The sequence below is a fragment of the Streptomyces sp. NPDC097129 genome, from assembly GCF_055668065.1.
Genome location: NZ_JBVOQE010000012.1, coordinates 45678 through 61203, shown reverse-complemented (window position 1 = coordinate 61203; position 15526 = coordinate 45678). Strand labels below are relative to the sequence as shown.

Genomic DNA, 15526 nt, shown 5'->3' with positions numbered 1-15526 from the left:
CCCCGGGGACATCGGTCCCCGGGGCCTGCCTGTGCACGGGTCTCGCTCAGCCCTCGCTGACGCCCAGCTTGTCGAGGATCAGCTCCTTGACGCGGGCCGCGTCGGCCTGACCGCGCGTGGCCTTCATGACGGCGCCGACCAGGGCGCCGGCCGCGGCCACCTTGCCGCCGCGGATCTTGTCCGCGATGCCCGGGTTGCCGGCGATGGCGTCCTCGACCGCGGTGGTGAGCGCGCCCTCGTCGGAGACCACCTTCAGGCCGCGCTTGTCGACGACCTCGTCCGGGGTGCCCTCGCCGGCGAGGACGCCCTCGATGACCTGCCGGGCCAGCTTGTCGTTCAGGTCGCCCTTGGTGACCAGCTCGGTCACCCGGGCCACCTGCTGCGGCGTGATCGCCAGCTCGTCCAGCGAGGTGCCGGACTCGTTGGCGCTGCGGGCCAGCTCACCCATCCACCACTTGCGGGCGGAGGCCGCGTCGGCGCCGGCGTCGATGGTGGCGACGATCAGGTCCAGCGCGCCGGCGTTGAGGATCGCCTGCATGTCGGTGGCGGTGATGCCCCACTCGGTGAGCAGGCGGGTGCGGCGGGCCAGCGGCATCTCGGGCAGGGCCGCGCGGATCTCCTCGACCCACTCGCGCGAGGGCGCGACCGGCACCAGGTCGGGCTCCGGGAAGTACCGGTAGTCCTCGGCCTCCTCCTTCACGCGGCCCGAGGTCGTGGACCCGGTGTCCTCGTGGAAGTGGCGGGTCTCCTGGATGATCGTGCCGCCGGAGGAGAGCACGGCCGCGTGGCGCATGATCTCGAACCGGGCCGCACGCTCCACCGAGCGCAGCGAGTTGACGTTCTTGGTCTCGCTGCGGGTGCCGAACTTCTCGGTGCCGTTGGGACGCAGCGACAGGTTCACGTCGCAGCGCATCTGGCCCATCTCCATGCGGGCCTCGGACACGCCGAGGGCACGGATGACCTCGCGCAGCTCGCGGACGTACGCCTTCGCCACCTCGGGGGCGCGCTCACCGGCGCCCTCGATCGGCTTGGTGACGATCTCGATGAGCGGGATGCCGGCGCGGTTGTAGTCCAGCAGGGAGTGGGACGCGCCGTGGATACGGCCGGTGGCGCCGCCGACGTGCGTCGACTTGCCGGTGTCCTCCTCCATGTGGGCGCGCTCGATCTCCACGCGGAAGGTCTCGCCGTCCTCCAGCTGCACGTCGAGGTAGCCGTTGAAGGCGATCGGCTCGTCGTACTGGGAGGTCTGGAAGTTCTTCGGCATGTCCGGATAGAAGTAGTTCTTCCGGGCGAAGCGGCACCATTCGGCGATCTCGCAGTTCAGCGCGAGGCCGATCTTGATGGCGGACTCGACTCCGGTCGCGTTGACGACCGGGAGCGCGCCGGGCAGACCGAGGCAGACCGGGCAGGTCTGGCTGTTCGGGTCGGCGCCGAGCGAGGTCGAGCAGCCGCAGAACATCTTCGTCTTGGTGCCGAGTTCGACATGGACCTCGAGGCCCATGACGGGGTCGTACGACGCGAGTGCTTCGTCGTACGACACCAGGTCGGTCGTGGTGGTCACGGTGAAACTTCCCTCTCAGCCCAGCAGGACGTCGTCGTCGCCCAGCCGCTTCAGCTCGCGGTACAGGATGGCGAGGCCGGTGACGATCGCGACCGCGGAGACGGTGGCGTCGATCAGCCGCAGCGTGTCCTGCTCGGCGCGGGCCTTCTTGATCTGCTTGGCGACACCGAGCGCGCCGAACGCGGTGGTGGCCATCGACAGGTACGTACCGGACTTGGACTTCTTGAAGTCCTTGGCCTTGGACAGCTTGCTCACAGTGACGGAGCCTCCTCCAGGAGCGGGTGCCCCCACTTTTCCACGAAGGCGGCCTCGACGGCGGCGCCCACCTTGTACAGACGCTCGTCCTTCATCACCGGGGCGATGATCTGCAGGCCGACCGGGAGGTTGTCCTCCGGGGCGAGACCGCAGGGCAGGGACATGGCCGCGTTGCCCGCCAGGTTGGTCGGGATGGTGCACAGGTCCGCGAGGTACATCGCCATCGGGTCGTCGGCGCGCTCGCCGATCGCGAAGGCGGTGGTCGGGGTCGTCGGGGAGACGATCACGTCGACCTGCTCGAAGGCCTTGTCGAAGTCCTGCTTGATCAGCGTGCGGACCTTCTGCGCGGAACCGTAGTAGGCGTCGTAGTAGCCGCTCGACAGCGCGTACGTGCCGAGCATGATGCGGCGCTTGACCTCGGGGCCGAAGCCCGCCTCACGGGTCAGGGAGGTGACCTCCTCCGCCGAGTGGCCGCCGTCGTCGCCGGTGCGACGGCCGTAGCGCAGGCCGTCGAAGCGGGCCAGGTTGGAGGAGCACTCGGAGGGCGCGATCAGGTAGTACGCCGACAGCGCGAGGTCGAAGGACGGGCAGTCCAGCTCGACGATCTCCGCGCCCAGCTCCTTGAGCAGCTGCACGGACTCGTCGAAGCGCTGGATGACGCCGGCCTGGTAGCCCTCGCCGCGGAACTGCTTGACCACGCCGACGCGCATGCCCTCGACGCTGCCGTTGCGCGCGGCCTCGACGACCGGCGGGACCGCGGCGTCGATGGACGTGGAGTCCAGCGGGTCGTGGCCGGCGATCACCTCGTGCAGCAGGGCCGCGTCCAGGACCGTACGGGCGCAGGGGCCGCCCTGGTCGAGGGAGGAGGAGAAGGCGACCATGCCGTAGCGGGAGACCGCGCCGTAGGTCGGCTTCACGCCGACCGTACCGGTGACGGCGGCCGGCTGGCGGATGGAGCCGCCGGTGTCGGTGCCGATGGCGAGCGGCGCCTCGAAGGCGGCGAGCGCGGCGGAGGAACCGCCGCCGGAGCCGCCGGGGATCTTGGTGAGGTCCCACGGGTTGCCGGTCGGGCCGTAGGCGCTGTTCTCGGTGGAGGACCCCATGGCGAACTCGTCCATGTTGGTCTTGCCGAGGATGACGACGTCGGCGGCCTTCAGCTTGCGCGTGACGGTCGCGTCGTAGGGCGGGATCCAGCCCTCGAGGATCTTCGAGCCGACGGTCGTGGGCACGCCCTCGGTGGTGAAGATGTCCTTCAGCGCGAGCGGGACGCCGGCCAGCGGGCCGAGCTTCTCGCCGCGCTCACGCTTGGCGTCCACGGCGCGGGCCTGCGCGAGCGCGCCCTCGCGGTCGATGTGCAGGAAGGCGTGCACCTTCTCGTCGACGGCCTCGATCCGGGCCAGATGGGCCTCGGTGACCTCGACGGCCGTGAGTTCGCCGGAGGCGATCCTCTCGGCGATCTGCGCGGCGGTGAGCTTGATGATGTTGTCCGTCATGGCGGTCACTCCTCCCCCAGGATCTGCGGCACCTTGAAACGCTGCTGCTCCTGGGCCGGGGCGCCGGAGAGCGCCTGCTCGGGGGTGAGCGAGGGACGGACCTCGTCCGGCCGCATGACGTTCGTCAGCGGGAGCGGGTGCGAGGTCGGCGGTACGTCTTGGTCGGCGACCTCGCTGACGCGGGCCACCGCGCCGATGATGTCGTCCAGCTGTCCCGCGAAGTGGTCGAGCTCTTCGGGCTTCAGCTCCAGACGCGCCAGCCGGGCGAGGTGGGCGACCTCCTCGCGCGTGATGCCAGGCATGCAGCGATCCTCTGGGGTGAGTGTGTGTGGTGTGGGCCGGGGGCCGGTGTCTCATTTCCGCCGTCCGCCCGGAGGGCGAGCGTGCTGCCAGGCGTCCTGCGGCAGGCGGAAATGTGACGCCAGTGCCCAATCCTATGGGGCGGGGGCCCGTCTTCGTTAAACGGTTTGCCGGGGGCCTCGCGGGCCGGACCGGTCCGGGGGTCAGCTGCGGCGCTTCTCCCATGCCTCGCTGGGCAGGAAGTGGTTGTCGTACAGCTCCTGCACGTCGAGGAGGCTCTCGGGGGCGACCTCGCCGAGCCGGATGCGCTGCAGGTGGCGGAAGTACTCGAAGCGCTCGACGCCCGGGGTGATGACGATGAGCAGGTCCGCGGTGGCTCCGGGGACGGCGGCGAAGGCGTGCGGGCGGTCCGGCGGGACGATGATCAGGTCGCCGCGCCCGGCGGTGACGACATCGTCGCCGGACAGGACGTCGGCGGCGCCGTCGAGCAGGTAGAACATCTCCGCGGAGTGGTGGTGCACGTGCGGCTTGGCGCCGTCGGCGCCCTCGCCGAGCGTCACGCGGACGGTGGACAGCGCGCCGCCGCTGGCGCTGCTGTCGGCGAGCAGCCGGACGGCGACGGGGTCACCCCCGACGACTTCCGCCTCGGCGTCCCGGACCAGCACGGTCTCGTCGAACTTCGGTACGAACAGCGACATGACGTGTCCCCCTCGTTTCCCTGCGTGGCTTCTCTGCGTCAGACCGCGAAGAGCAGTCCCGCACTGATCATTACAACGATCGCGGTGGCGAAGTGGATCCCGAAGGCGACGGCTTTCGTGCCGCCGTTGCGCAGCACGATCAGCGTGTCCAGGAACGGGACCAGCGCCACGCAGACCATGAACCAGGCTTCGGCGCGGGCCCCGGCGAACGCGAGCAGGGCCAGGCCCAGCAGCCCGAAGGTGCCGTCCCTGAGTCCCTTCACCGACAGGTAGGCGCGGGCGTCGCCGCGCGGGTCGGCCGGGACGCCGTAGCCGGCCGCCGCGGGGCCGGGCTGGAACCAGAAGCGGTAGCCGAGGAACAGGCAGAACACGTCGAGCAGCACGGCCAGGGTGTACGCGGTGACGGTCATGGAATCCCCCTGTGACTGTTTTTCTAGCATCGCTAGGAACTGGAGCGAAGCTAGCACGAGCGCCGACAGATTGGCTAGCGCTGCTAGACTTTTGCCATGACGATCCAGACGCGCCGGGAGCGCGAACGAGCGGAACGTGAGCGCCTGATCGTGACGGCCGCCCGGGAGCTGGCCGAGGCCGAGGGCTGGGACGCGGTGACCACACGACGGCTCGCGGCCGAGATCGAGTACAGCCAGCCCGTCCTCTACAGCCACTTCAAGGGCAAGGACGCGATCATGGCGGCGGTCGCGGTGCAGGGCTGCGCCGAACTCGCCACGGAGCTGCGGGCCGCCCGCACGGCGGCGCCCGGCGCGCGCGAGGCGCTGGCGGCCGTGGGCGGGGCGTACACCGCCTTCGCGCGTCGGCGGCCCGCGCTGTACGACGCGATGTTCACGCACATCGTCGACCTGCCGTTCGCCACGCCCGAGGCGCCGGCGCCACTGCAGGAGGCCTTCGGCGAGCTGCTGAGCGCCGTCGAGCCGATCGCGGCGGACGGCGACGAACCCGGTCTCCTCACCGAGACCTTCTGGGCGTGCCTGCACGGCCTGGTGACCCTGATGCGCAGCGGCCGCCTGCCGGAGCAGGCGCACGAGCGGCGACTGTCCCTACTGATCGGCCACTTCACGGCGGGGTGAGGGGGCGTGGTCTTGTAGGGCGGGTTGAGGCGGCCTGGCCTTGCAGGGCGGCGTGAGGGGCCTGGCCTTGCAGGGCGGCGTGGGGGGCCTGGCCTTGCAGGGTGGGGAGCGAGACCTTGGCCCTGCCCCTGCGAGGCGGGTGAAGGGGCCTGGCCCTTCTACGGCGGGGAGCGAGACCTTGGCCCTGCGCTTGCGAGGCGGGGTGCGAGAGCCTCGGCCGTGCACGCGGCGGGCGCGAGGGCTTTCGCCGCGGGGTGCGGGAGCCTCGGTCACTTCGCCGTGGGACGCGAAAACCTCGGTCACTTCGCCGCGGGGTCTGCAAGAACCTCGGTCACTTCGCCGGGGTGAGGGCCCGGGCCCCTCGGGGGCTCGTCCTGGCTGACCCGGCCCGGGTCGTCCAGCGTGGCGGCGGGGAGGGGCCGCCGCGGGGTGGGGGCCCCGGAGGTCTCGCCTCGTCTAGCTGACCCGGCCCGGGTCGTCCAGCGTGGCGGCGGGGAGGGGCCGCCGCGGGGTGGGGGCCCCGAAGGTCTCGCCTCGCCTAGCTGACCCGGCCCGGGTCGTCCAGCGTGGCGGCGGGGAGGGCCGCCGCGGGGCGTTGCCAGCCGCGGGAGCCGCGGGCGCGCAGCCAGGCCGTCGTCTCCTCCGGCGGCATCGCGGCGGCGACCAACCAGCCCTGGACGGCGTCGCAGCCCAGGTCGCGCAGGCGCTCCCAGGTCTCGTCGTCCTCGACGCCCTCGGCGACGACCAGCAGGCCCAGCGAGTGGGCGAGGTCGACGGTGCAGCGCACGATCGCGGCGTCCTCGGCGTCCACGGCGAGCCGGGCCACGAAGGAGCGGTCGATCTTCAGCTCGCTGACCGGCAGGCGGCGCAGGTGCACCAGGGAGGAGTACCCGGTGCCGAAGTCGTCCAGGGACATCTTCACGCCGTGGCCGGTGAGCCCGGCGAGGGTGTCGGCGGCGCGCTGCGGGTCCTCCAGCAGGACGTGTTCCGTTATCTCCAGTTGCAGCGACCCGGCCGGGACCCCGTGCCGGGCCAGCCGGGCGGCGACGGAGCCGGCGAAGCCGGGGGTGTGCACGTCGCGCGGGGAGACGTTGACGGCGACCGGGACGAACAGGCCCTGCGAGCGCCACTCGGCGACCTGGGCGAGCGCGGTGTCCAGGACGTACTCGGTGAGGTGCGGCATCAGACCGGAGGACTCGGCGATCGCTATGAACTCGTCCGGCGGCACCTTCCCGCGCTCGGGGTGCACCCAGCGCACCAGGGCCTCCAGGCCGGCCACCTGGCCGTCGAAGCGGACCTTGGGCTGGTAGTGCAGCTGGACCTCGTGGGCGTCCAGCGCCCTGCGCAGATCGCCGAGGAGTCCGAGCCGGTCGGGGGTGTTGGAGTCGCGCTTGGACTCGTAGACCTCGACGCCGGTGCGGTCCCGCTTCGCCTGGTACATCGCCACGTCGGCGCGGCGCAGCAGGCCCTCGGCTTCCAGCGCGTGGTCGGGGAAGACGGCGACGCCGGCGCTGGCCTCCAGCACGAGCGTGAGTCCGTCGAGGCCGAGCGGGGAGCTGAGGTCGGCGACCAGGCCGCGGGCGACGCGCATCGCGGAGGTCGTGGAGTCGGCGACCGGCAGTAACACGGCGAACTCGTCGCCGCCCAGTCGCGCGACCTCCGCGCCGCGCGGCAGGGCGAGCCGCAGCCGGTCGGCTATCTGGAGCAGCAGCCGGTCACCGGCGAGATGACCGAGGGTGTCGTTGACCGATCGAAAGCGGTCCAGGTCGATCAGCACGAGGGCGGCGCGGGCGTCGATGCGCTCCGCGTCGTCCAGCGCGGTCCATATCCGTTCCAGCAGCCACTGGCGGTTGGGCAGTCCGGTGAGCGGGTCGCGCAGCTGCTCCTCCGCCCGGGCCCGGGCCATCCACAGGGTGGAGTCCAGGGCGATCAGCGGGATGGAGAACAGCGGCAGCAGCACCGGCTTCGCGGCGGCCACCACGCACACCAGCGGCGCTATGCCGAGCAGGGCCACGGCCACCAGGCCCTGCCTGACCAGCGCGGTGCGCGCGACCGTGGGGAGCCCGCCGGAGCGCGGCGCGTGCAGGTACCACAGCAGGGTCCGGGTCACGGCGAGGTAGGCGACCGCGACCAGCACCACCTCGGGGGCGGTGTAGAAGGTCCAGGTGTCGGGGTCCCAGGGCGCCTCTACGGTCGGTACGGCGCCGAAGACGGCCAGCACCAGGGCGCCGGCGCCGATGCCGAGCAGGTCCACCGCGCCGTGCAGCACCCCCTGACGCCAGCGGTGGCGGCGGGCTATGCCGACCAGGACGACGACGGTGAGGCTGACCATGCCGGCCGGCACCCAGCCGTAGAGCAGCAGGACCGCGAGGGTCAGGGCGGCGCCGGATCCGGTGCCTCCCCACCAGCGGGCGCGGCCCAGCATGACCAGGTGGCCGACGATGATGCCGGTCAGCAGCGCCAGCGACCAGCCGACCGCGCCGGAGGGGAAGAGGGCGTGGCCGCCGGTGAACGCGCGGTAGAAGCCGGCGCCCAGCACGAACCCGGCGGCCGCGACGACCGCTGCGGGCAACGGGGGCCAGGAGGGGTGGCGTTCGTGGTCGGCGCCGGGCAGCGCGGGCCAGGACGGCCGGCGCTCGTGGCCGGCGCCGGACAGGGCCGCGGCGGAGCGGGAGGGATCGAGCCCGTCGGCGCCGCTCGGGCCGACGGCGCGGCGAGCGGCGTCGAGGCCGTCGGCGCCCGTCGGACCGGTGCCGAGCGGGGCTGCGTCCAGAGTGTCGGCGGCCGGGTATCCGGGGGCGGCGCGCTCGCGTGCCCCGGCCCGCGCCCGCGCGCGTGACACCCACCGGCTCCCCCGCCACGCGCCCGCGACACGGCGCAGGCGCAGCCGGGAGCCGGGGGCGGTGCTCTCGGTCGGTTCCATTCCCGTCCCTCTCACAGCCGGCGGTGCCCACGCCTCGCGGCCCGATGCCCGACTTCCCTCAACGGCTCCGCGGTGGAAAACCCTTCCTCCTGCTCATCAAGAGCACGAGAATGCCCCGACCGCAGCTGGGCACGGCAGGCGCACATCTCAACAGTAGGCCGCGGACGCCTTCCTCGGGCAGCGGTCGCCGACGGTTGCCCGAATGCGCCCCGGCCACCCCTATGCATCTGATATGCGCCGATCGGGTGGCCTTCAACCGCTACTCCTCGGCCGAAAGAGCGACCTCGGCCGCCGCCTCCGGTCCCTGCCCGAGCAGGACGTCGAAGCCCTCTTCGTTCAGCACGGGCACCTTGAGCTGCATCGCCTTGTCGTATTTCGATCCCGGGTTGTCACCCACAACGACGAACGAGGTCTTCTTCGACACCGAACCGGTCACCTTGGCCCCGCGGCTCTGCAGCGCCTCCTTGGCCCCGTCCCGGGTGTAGCGCTCCAGGGTGCCGGTGACGACGACGGTAAGCCCTTCCAGTGGACGGGGTCCCTCGTCCTCGCCGGTGCTCTCCTCCTCCATGCGGACGCCGGCGGCCTTCCACTTGCGCAGGATCTCCTGGTGCCACTCCTCGGCGAACCACTCCTTGAGGGAGGCGGCGATGATCGCTCCCACGCCGTCGGTGTTCGCCAGCTCCAGCTCGTCGGCCTGTTCGATGCGGTCGATGGAGCGGAACTCCCGCGCGAGCGCCTCGGCGGCGACCGGGCCGACGTGCCGGATCGACAGCCCGGTGAGGACGCGGGCCAGCGGGCGCTGCTTGGCCGCGGCGATGTTCTCCAGCATGGCCAGGGCGTTCTTCTTCGGTTCGCCCTGCTGGTTGGCGAAGACGGTGGCGATCTTCTCCTCGCCGGTCTTCGGGTCCCGCTTGGGCAGACCGCTGTCCTGGTCGAGGATGTACGCCTTGATGGGCAGCAACTGCTCCACGGTCAGGTCGAACAGGTCGCCCTCGTCCTTCAGGGGCGGGTCCGCCGGCTCCAGCGGCTTGGTGAGCGCGGCCGCGGCGACGTACCCGAAGTGCTCGATGTCCAGCGCCTTGCGGCCGGCGAGGTAGAACAGGCGCTCACGCAGCTGGGCGGGGCAGGTGCGGGCGTTGGGGCAGCGCAGGTCGACGTCGCCCTCCTTCATGGGCCGCAGCGGCGTGCCGCACTCGGGGCACTCGCTGGGCATCACGAACTCGCGCTCGCTGCCGTCGCGCAGGTCGACCACCGGCCCGAGGATCTCGGGGATGACGTCGCCGGCCTTGCGCAGCACCACCGTGTCGCCGATGAGGACGCCCTTGGCCTTGACCACGTCCTGGTTGTGCAGGGTGGCGAACTCGACCTCCGAACCGGCCACCGTCACCGGTTCGACCTGCGCGTACGGCGTGACACGGCCCGTGCGGCCGACCCCGACGCGGATGTTGACGAGCTTGGTGTTGACCTCCTCGGGCGCGTACTTGTACGCGATGGCCCAGCGCGGCGCCCGCGCGGTGGAGCCGAGGCGGCCCTGGAGCCGGATCTCGTCGAGCTTGACGACCACGCCGTCGATCTCGTGCTCCACGGAGTGCCGGTTCTCGCCGAAGTAGGCGATGAACTCCCGCACTCCGTCGAGGTCGTCGACCACCTTGTTGTGCCGGGAGGTGGGCAGGCCCCACGTCTTCAGCAGGTCGTAGGCCTGGGAGAGACGGGTGAGGCCCTCGTAGCCCTCCAGGACGCCGATGCCGTGGACCACCATGTGCAGCGGGCGGGTGGCGGTGACGCGCGGGTCCTTCTGGCGCAGTGAACCCGCGGCGGCGTTGCGCGGGTTGGCGAAGGGCTTGTCGCCCGCCTCGACCAGCCGGGCGTTCAGCTCCTCGAACTTCTCTCCGGGGAAGTAGACCTCGCCGCGGATCTCCACGAGGTCGGGGACCTTGTCGCCGTCGAGGCGGTCCGGGATCTCGGCGATCGTGCGGACGTTGGGGGTGATGTCCTCGCCGGTGCGGCCGTCGCCGCGGGTCGCCGCGCGGACGAGGCGGCCGCGCTCGTAGGTGAGGTTCACGGCGAGGCCGTCGACCTTCAGCTCGCACAGGAAGTGGTACTTCTGGTCGCCCAGTTCGCGCGCGATGCGGTCGGCCCACAGGGCGAGTTCGTCGTCGTTGAAGGTGTTGTCGAGGGAGAGCATGCGGGAGCGGTGCTCGACGGAGGTGAACTCCGTCGCGTACGCACCCGCGACCTTCTGGGTCGGCGAGTCCGGCGTGCGCAGCTCCGGATACTGCTCCTCCAGCGCCTCCAGAGTCTTCAGGAGCTTGTCGAACTCGGCGTCGCTGATGACGGGAGCGTCGTTCACGTAGTACCGGAAGCGGTGCTCCTCGATCTGCTCAGCGAGCTGCCCGTGCTTCTCGCGTGCCTCGGCGGGCACTGCCGTCTCCGCCTGCTGCTTGTCGCCGGCCACCGTGTTGTCCTCCCGTTACTCTGGGTTGTCCGCGAGGGATCTCGCCGCCCGGGCGCAGTGCGCGAGCGCCTGGCGCGCGTACGCCGGAGAGGCGCCCGCGAGCCCGCACGCCGGCGTCACCGTGACCGCCTGAGCGAGCAGTCCCGGATGCAGGCCCAGCCTGCGCCACAACGTCCTGACACCCATGACGCTACCGGCAGGGTCTGACAACGGGCCGTCCGTGCCCGGGACGACACCGGCGAACAGCCGGGTGCCGCTCTCGACCGCCTCGCCGAGCGTGTCGTCGTCACGCTCGGTGAGCAGCGAGAAGTCGAAGGAGACGGCCGCCGCGCCGGCCCGGCGCAGCAGGGCGAAGGGCACGTCGGGGGCGCAGGAGTGGACCACGACGGGACCGCCGGCCTGCACGGCGACGGTGTCGCGGAGGGTGGCCTCGACGACCTGCCGGTCGACGGCGCGGTGGGTGCGGTAGCCGCTGGCGCTCCTCACGTGGCCGCGCAGGACGGCGGTGAGGGACGGCTCGTCGAGCTGGAGGACGAGCTGCGCGCCGGGGACGCGCCGCTGGACCTCGGCGAGGTGGAGCCGCAGCCCCTCGGTGAGGGAGGCGGCGAGGTCGCGGCAGGCGCCCGGGTCGGAGAGGGCGGCCTCGCCGTTCCTCAGCTCCAGGCCGGCGGCGAGTGTCCACGGGCCGACCGCCTGCACCTTCAGCGGCCCGGTGTAGCCCTGTGTGAACTCCTCCAGCGCGTCGAGGTCCTCGCCGAGCCAGGACCGGGCCCGTTTGGTGTCGCGGCCCGGCCGGTCGCCGAGCCGCCAGCCGCTGGGCTCCACGCGCGCGTACAGCTCGACGAGCATCCCCGCGGTCCGGCCGATCATGTCGGCGCCGGGGCCGCGGGCGGGCAGCTCCGGCAGAAACGGGAAGTCCTCGAAGGACCCGGTGACGGTCTTGACGGCCTCCCGGGCATCACCCCCGGGCATCGACCCGACCCCGGTGGCGCCACCGAACCTGAACTGGCTGTTTTCGCTCACTCCCGAAGCCTACGTAAGCGTGGCCGCGGATCCTTCCCCGGCTGCCGGTGGCCGGGCGCCCCGGCGCCGCTCCCGCGCGGGATCAGCGTCCCGGCCGCACCGTGAGGTCGTTGACCTCCGCGTCGTCGGGCAGGTCGAGCGCCATCAGGATCGTCGTGGCGACCGACTCGGGGTCGATGAAGCGGGACGGGTCGTACTCCCTGCCCTCCTGCTGGTGGACCTTGGCCTGCATGGGGCTGGCCGTACGGCCGGGGTAGACGGAGGTGACGCGGACGCCGCTGCCGTGCTCCTCCTGACGCAGGGAGTCGGCGAGGGCCTTCAGGCCGTGCTTGGAGGCGGCGTACGCCGACCACTCGGCGTGCGCGTTCAGGCCGGCGCCGGAGTTGACGAACAGCACGTGGCCGCGGGCGACGCGGAGCTGGGGCAGCAGCAGGCGGGTCAGCTCGGCGGGCGCGATCAGGTTGACGTTGAGCTGGTGGCGCCAGGACTTCGGGGTCAGGTCGCCGACCGGGCCGAGGTCGACGACGCCCGCGATGTGCAGCAGCGAGTCCACGCGCTCCGGCAGCGACTGGTGCGACAGCGCCCAGGACAGCTTGTCGGGGTCCGCGAGGTCGCCGACCAGGGTCCGCGCGCCGGGGAACGCGGCGGCCAGCTCCTTCGCGCGGCCCGCGTCACGCGCGTGCAGCACGAGGTCGTCCCCGCGCGCGTGCAGGCGGCGGGCGACGGCCGCGCCGATGCCGGAACCGGCTCCGGTGATCACATGTGTAGCCATGCCCGCCATGCTCGCATCACCGCCGGCTCAGGCGATGCCCTGGCTCTCCTCCAGGTAGGCCAGCGCACCCACCGGCTCCTCGGCGAAGAACACCAGGTCGGTGAGCGGGCGGGGCAGGAAGCCCTCGTCGTCCATGCGCCGGAACTGCTCCTTGAGGCCGTCGTAGAAGCCCGCGGTGTTCAGCAGCACCACCGGCTTGTCGGTGTGGCCGTGCTTCTTCAGCTCCAGGATCTCGGTGGCCTCGTCGAGCGTGCCCGTGCCGCCCACCATGATCACCACCGCGTCGGCCCTCTCCAGCAGCAGCCGCTTGCGCTCGGCGAGGTCCTTGGCGATCACCATGTCGTCGACGCCCGGCCGGACCTTGGCCGCCAGGAAGTCCACCGAGACCCCGCACAGCCGCCCGCCGGCCTCCTGCACGCCGTCGGCGACGACCTTCATCAGGCCGACGTCCGAGCCGCCCCACACGAGCGTGTGGCCGCCCTTGCCCAGCAGTTCGGCGAACTCGCGCGCGGGGCGGGTGTAGCGGTCGTCGAGGTCGGCGGCGGAGAGGAAGACACAGATACGCATGGAGCCACCGTACGCGGGAAGAACCGGTGCCCGGAAAGCGCTGTTCGACAACATGACCCGAGGACACAGCATCACCGTCGAGCGAAGCGACCGGCACGTGCGCGTGGTGCGCGACGGCCGGATTCTGGCCGAGAGCGAGCGCCCGCTCGTGCTGCGCGAGACCGGCTGTCCGCCGCGCTACTACCTGCCCGCCGAGGACGTCCGGCTCGACCTGCTCACCCCTTCCGACACCCACACCCACTGCCCGTTCAAGGGCACGGCGTCCTACTGGTCGCTGCCCGGCGCCCCGGACCTGGTGTGGTCCTACCCGGACCCCAAGCCCGAGGTGGCCGAGATCAAGGGCCATCTGTGCTTCTACGACGTCGAAGTGTCGTGATCGACGGGACGCGCGTTCTGCGGCAGTCTGCTCTGCCATGGAGAAGCAGGAGAAGCAGGACGGCAACGACAGGCTGACGGTGGTGTCGCGCGACGGCACCCGCATCGCCGGCACACGCCACGGGGACGGCCCGGCCGTGATCCTGGTCAGCGGCGCGATGTCCACCGGGGGCACGCTGGCCCCGCTGGCCGAGCGGCTCGCCGGGCGCTGCACGGCCGTGGTGTACGACCGCCGGGGCCGTGGCGAGAGCGGTGACACGGTGCCGTACGCGGTGGAGCGGGAGGTCGAGGACCTGGCCGCGCTGATCGACGCGGTGGGCGGTGAGGCGGCCCTGTTCGGCGTCTCCTCGGGCGGCGCGCTGGTGCTGGAGGCGGTGGCGAGCGGGCTTCCGGTGCGTCGGGCCGGCGTGTACGAGGTGCCGTACTTGGACTTCCTGGCGGGCGGCGCGGAGTGGCACGCCGCGTACGTGCGGGACCTGACCGCGGCGCTCGCCGACGACCGGCGCGGGGACGCGGTGGAGTTGTTCCTGCGCCTGACCGGGCTCGGCGAGGAGATGATCCGGGGCGCCCGCCAGTCCCCCATGTGGGCCGGCATGGAGGCGGTCGCCCCCAGCCTGGCGTACGACGCCGCGGTGATGGGCGACGGCCTGCTGCCCCGCGAGCGGATCGCCGCGCTCTCCGTACCGCTGCTGGTGGTGGCGGGCGGGGCGAGCCCGGAGTGGATGCGCGACGCGAACCGGAGGCTCGCCGAGACGGCACCCCACAGTGACCACCGTCTCCTGGAGGGCCAGACCCACATGGTGGAGCCGGACGTGCTGGGCCCGGTGCTGACGGACGTGTTCTGCGGGTGAGGCCGGCTCGGGTCAGGCCACGCCGGCCGTCGCGCGCGTGGTCGCCGCGATCGTTGCCGAGCCCACCACGCGCGTGCCGTCGTACAGGACGATTGCCTGGCCGGGGGCGACGCCGCGGACCGGTTCGGTGAAGGCGACGCGCAGTTCGCCGTCGGTCAGTTCGGCGGTGACCTCGGTCTCGTCGCCGTGGGCGCGCAGCTGGGCGGTGTAGGTGCCGGGGCCCGCCGGTGCCGTGCCGCACCACCGCGGCTTGATCGCGGTGAGGGCGGTGACGTCGAGGGCGGCGGCGGGGCCGACGGTGACGGTGTTGCTCACCGGCGAGATGTCCAGGACGTAGCGCGGCTTGCCGTCGGGGGCCGGGGTGCCGATCCGCAGGCCCTTGCGCTGGCCGATGGTGAAGCCGTACGCGCCCTCGTGCGTGCCGATCCGGTTGCCGGCCTCGTCGACGATGTCGCCCTCCGCCTTGCCGAGGCGCCGGGCGAGGAAGCCCTGGGTGTCGCCGTCGGCGATGAAGCAGATGTCGTGCGAGTCGGGCTTCTTGGCGACGGCGAGACCGCGCCGCTCGGCCTCCGCGCGGATCTCCTCCTTGGTGGTGACCGTGTCACCGAGCGGGAACATCGCGTGCGCGAGCTGCTTCTCGTCCAGCACGCCGAGCACGTACGACTGGTCCTTGGCCATGTCGGAGGCGCGGTGCAGCTCGCGGGAGCCGTCCTCCCGCACGATCACCTGGGCGTAGTGGCCGGTGCACACCGCGTCGAAGCCGAGGGCGAGCGCCTTGTCGAGCAGCGCCGCGAACTTGATCTTCTCGTTGCAGCGCAGGCACGGGTTCGGGGTGCGCCCGGCCTCGTACTCGGCGACGAAGTCCTCGACGACGTCCTCGCGGAAGCGGTCGGCGAGGTCCCACACGTAGAAGGGGATGCCGATGACGTCCGCGGCGCGGCGGGCGTCCCGGGAGTCCTCGATGGTGCAACAGCCCCGCGCGCCCGTGCGGAAGGACTGCGGGTTCGCGGAGAGCGCGAGGTGGACGCCGGTCACGTCGTGGCCCGCCTCGGCGGCGCGGGCCGCGGCGACGGCGGAGTCGACGCCGCCCGACATGGCGGCGAGGACGCGGAGGGGGCGGGAGCGCTGCGGGGTGTCAGTCATAGCCCTTCCAGGGTACGGGGGCGCG

General features: G+C 72.2%; 15 protein-coding genes. 3 read left to right on the top strand and 12 right to left on the bottom strand.

Going from position 1 to position 15526, the window contains the following annotated elements; genetic code table 11:
- Positions 1–46: 46 nt before the first annotated feature.
- The 6 genes from gatB to AC0B9F_RS29965 form a co-directional block, all read right to left on the bottom strand.
- Positions 47–1561: an Asp-tRNA(Asn)/Glu-tRNA(Gln) amidotransferase subunit GatB gene (gatB, locus tag AC0B9F_RS29990; RefSeq protein WP_472007826.1), complete on the bottom strand. Its 1515-nt coding sequence runs from the start codon at positions 1559–1561 to the stop codon at positions 47–49.
- A 15-nt stretch (positions 1562–1576) separates the two neighbouring features.
- Positions 1577–1816, bottom strand: a complete 240-nt coding sequence (locus tag AC0B9F_RS29985) for a hypothetical protein (RefSeq protein WP_103782893.1) — start codon at positions 1814–1816, stop codon at positions 1577–1579.
- The gene (gene gatA / locus AC0B9F_RS29980) at positions 1813–3309 is read right to left on the bottom strand and encodes an Asp-tRNA(Asn)/Glu-tRNA(Gln) amidotransferase subunit GatA (RefSeq protein WP_472007825.1); all 1497 of its coding nucleotides are present in this window, start codon (positions 3307–3309) and stop codon (positions 1813–1815) included. Before gatA ends, AC0B9F_RS29985 begins: the two co-directional genes overlap by 4 nt.
- Before the next feature lie 5 nt (positions 3310–3314).
- Positions 3315–3611 (bottom strand): Asp-tRNA(Asn)/Glu-tRNA(Gln) amidotransferase subunit GatC, encoded by a 297-nt coding sequence (gene gatC, locus AC0B9F_RS29975; protein ID WP_004925108.1) that lies wholly within the window; start codon positions 3609–3611, stop codon positions 3315–3317.
- 201 nt (positions 3612–3812) lie between these two features.
- The gene (locus AC0B9F_RS29970) at positions 3813–4307 is read right to left on the bottom strand and encodes a cupin domain-containing protein (protein ID WP_472007823.1); all 495 of its coding nucleotides are present in this window, start codon (positions 4305–4307) and stop codon (positions 3813–3815) included.
- 38 nt (positions 4308–4345) lie between these two features.
- Positions 4346–4717, bottom strand: a complete 372-nt coding sequence (locus AC0B9F_RS29965; RefSeq protein WP_472007821.1) for a DUF4267 domain-containing protein — start codon at positions 4715–4717, stop codon at positions 4346–4348.
- A 96-nt stretch (positions 4718–4813) separates the two neighbouring features.
- Here AC0B9F_RS29965 and AC0B9F_RS29960 point away from each other — a divergent pair, with 96 nt between their 5' ends.
- On the top strand, positions 4814–5392 hold the full coding sequence (locus tag AC0B9F_RS29960) for a TetR/AcrR family transcriptional regulator (RefSeq protein ID WP_472007819.1): 579 nt from the start codon (positions 4814–4816) through the stop codon (positions 5390–5392).
- A gap of 538 nt (positions 5393–5930) precedes the next feature.
- Here AC0B9F_RS29960 and AC0B9F_RS29955 read toward each other — a convergent pair.
- From AC0B9F_RS29955 to AC0B9F_RS29935, 5 genes are all read right to left on the bottom strand, one after another.
- Positions 5931–8315, bottom strand: a complete 2385-nt coding sequence (locus tag AC0B9F_RS29955) for a putative bifunctional diguanylate cyclase/phosphodiesterase (protein WP_472007817.1) — start codon at positions 8313–8315, stop codon at positions 5931–5933.
- 259 nt (positions 8316–8574) lie between these two features.
- Positions 8575–10770, bottom strand: a complete 2196-nt coding sequence (gene ligA, locus AC0B9F_RS29950) for an NAD-dependent DNA ligase LigA (RefSeq protein WP_472007815.1) — start codon at positions 10768–10770, stop codon at positions 8575–8577.
- Positions 10771–10785: 15 nt separating this feature from the next.
- Positions 10786–11793 (bottom strand): methionine synthase, encoded by a 1008-nt coding sequence (locus AC0B9F_RS29945; RefSeq protein ID WP_472007813.1) that lies wholly within the window; start codon positions 11791–11793, stop codon positions 10786–10788.
- Between the two features lie 82 nt (positions 11794–11875).
- Positions 11876–12574, bottom strand: coding sequence for an SDR family oxidoreductase (locus AC0B9F_RS29940; RefSeq protein ID WP_472007811.1), 699 nt, complete (start codon positions 12572–12574; stop codon positions 11876–11878).
- A gap of 18 nt (positions 12575–12592) precedes the next feature.
- Positions 12593–13132 carry an LOG family protein gene (locus AC0B9F_RS29935; RefSeq protein ID WP_472007809.1) on the bottom strand — a complete coding sequence of 180 codons (540 nt, stop codon included), beginning with the start codon at positions 13130–13132 and terminating at the stop codon, positions 12593–12595.
- Positions 13133–13184: 52 nt separating this feature from the next.
- Here AC0B9F_RS29935 and AC0B9F_RS29930 point away from each other — a divergent pair, with 52 nt between their 5' ends.
- Positions 13185–13508: a DUF427 domain-containing protein gene (locus AC0B9F_RS29930; protein WP_472008112.1), complete on the top strand. Its 324-nt coding sequence runs from the start codon at positions 13185–13187 to the stop codon at positions 13506–13508.
- Positions 13509–13545: 37 nt separating this feature from the next.
- On the top strand, positions 13546–14358 hold the full coding sequence (locus AC0B9F_RS29925) for an alpha/beta fold hydrolase (RefSeq protein ID WP_472007808.1): 813 nt from the start codon (positions 13546–13548) through the stop codon (positions 14356–14358).
- Positions 14359–14370: 12 nt separating this feature from the next.
- Here the strand turns inward: AC0B9F_RS29925 and mnmA are convergent, their stop codons facing one another.
- A complete protein-coding gene (gene mnmA / locus AC0B9F_RS29920) occupies positions 14371–15501 on the bottom strand; it encodes a tRNA 2-thiouridine(34) synthase MnmA (protein ID WP_472007806.1) in 1131 nt (376 codons plus the stop codon).
- Positions 15502–15526 lie beyond the last annotated feature (25 nt).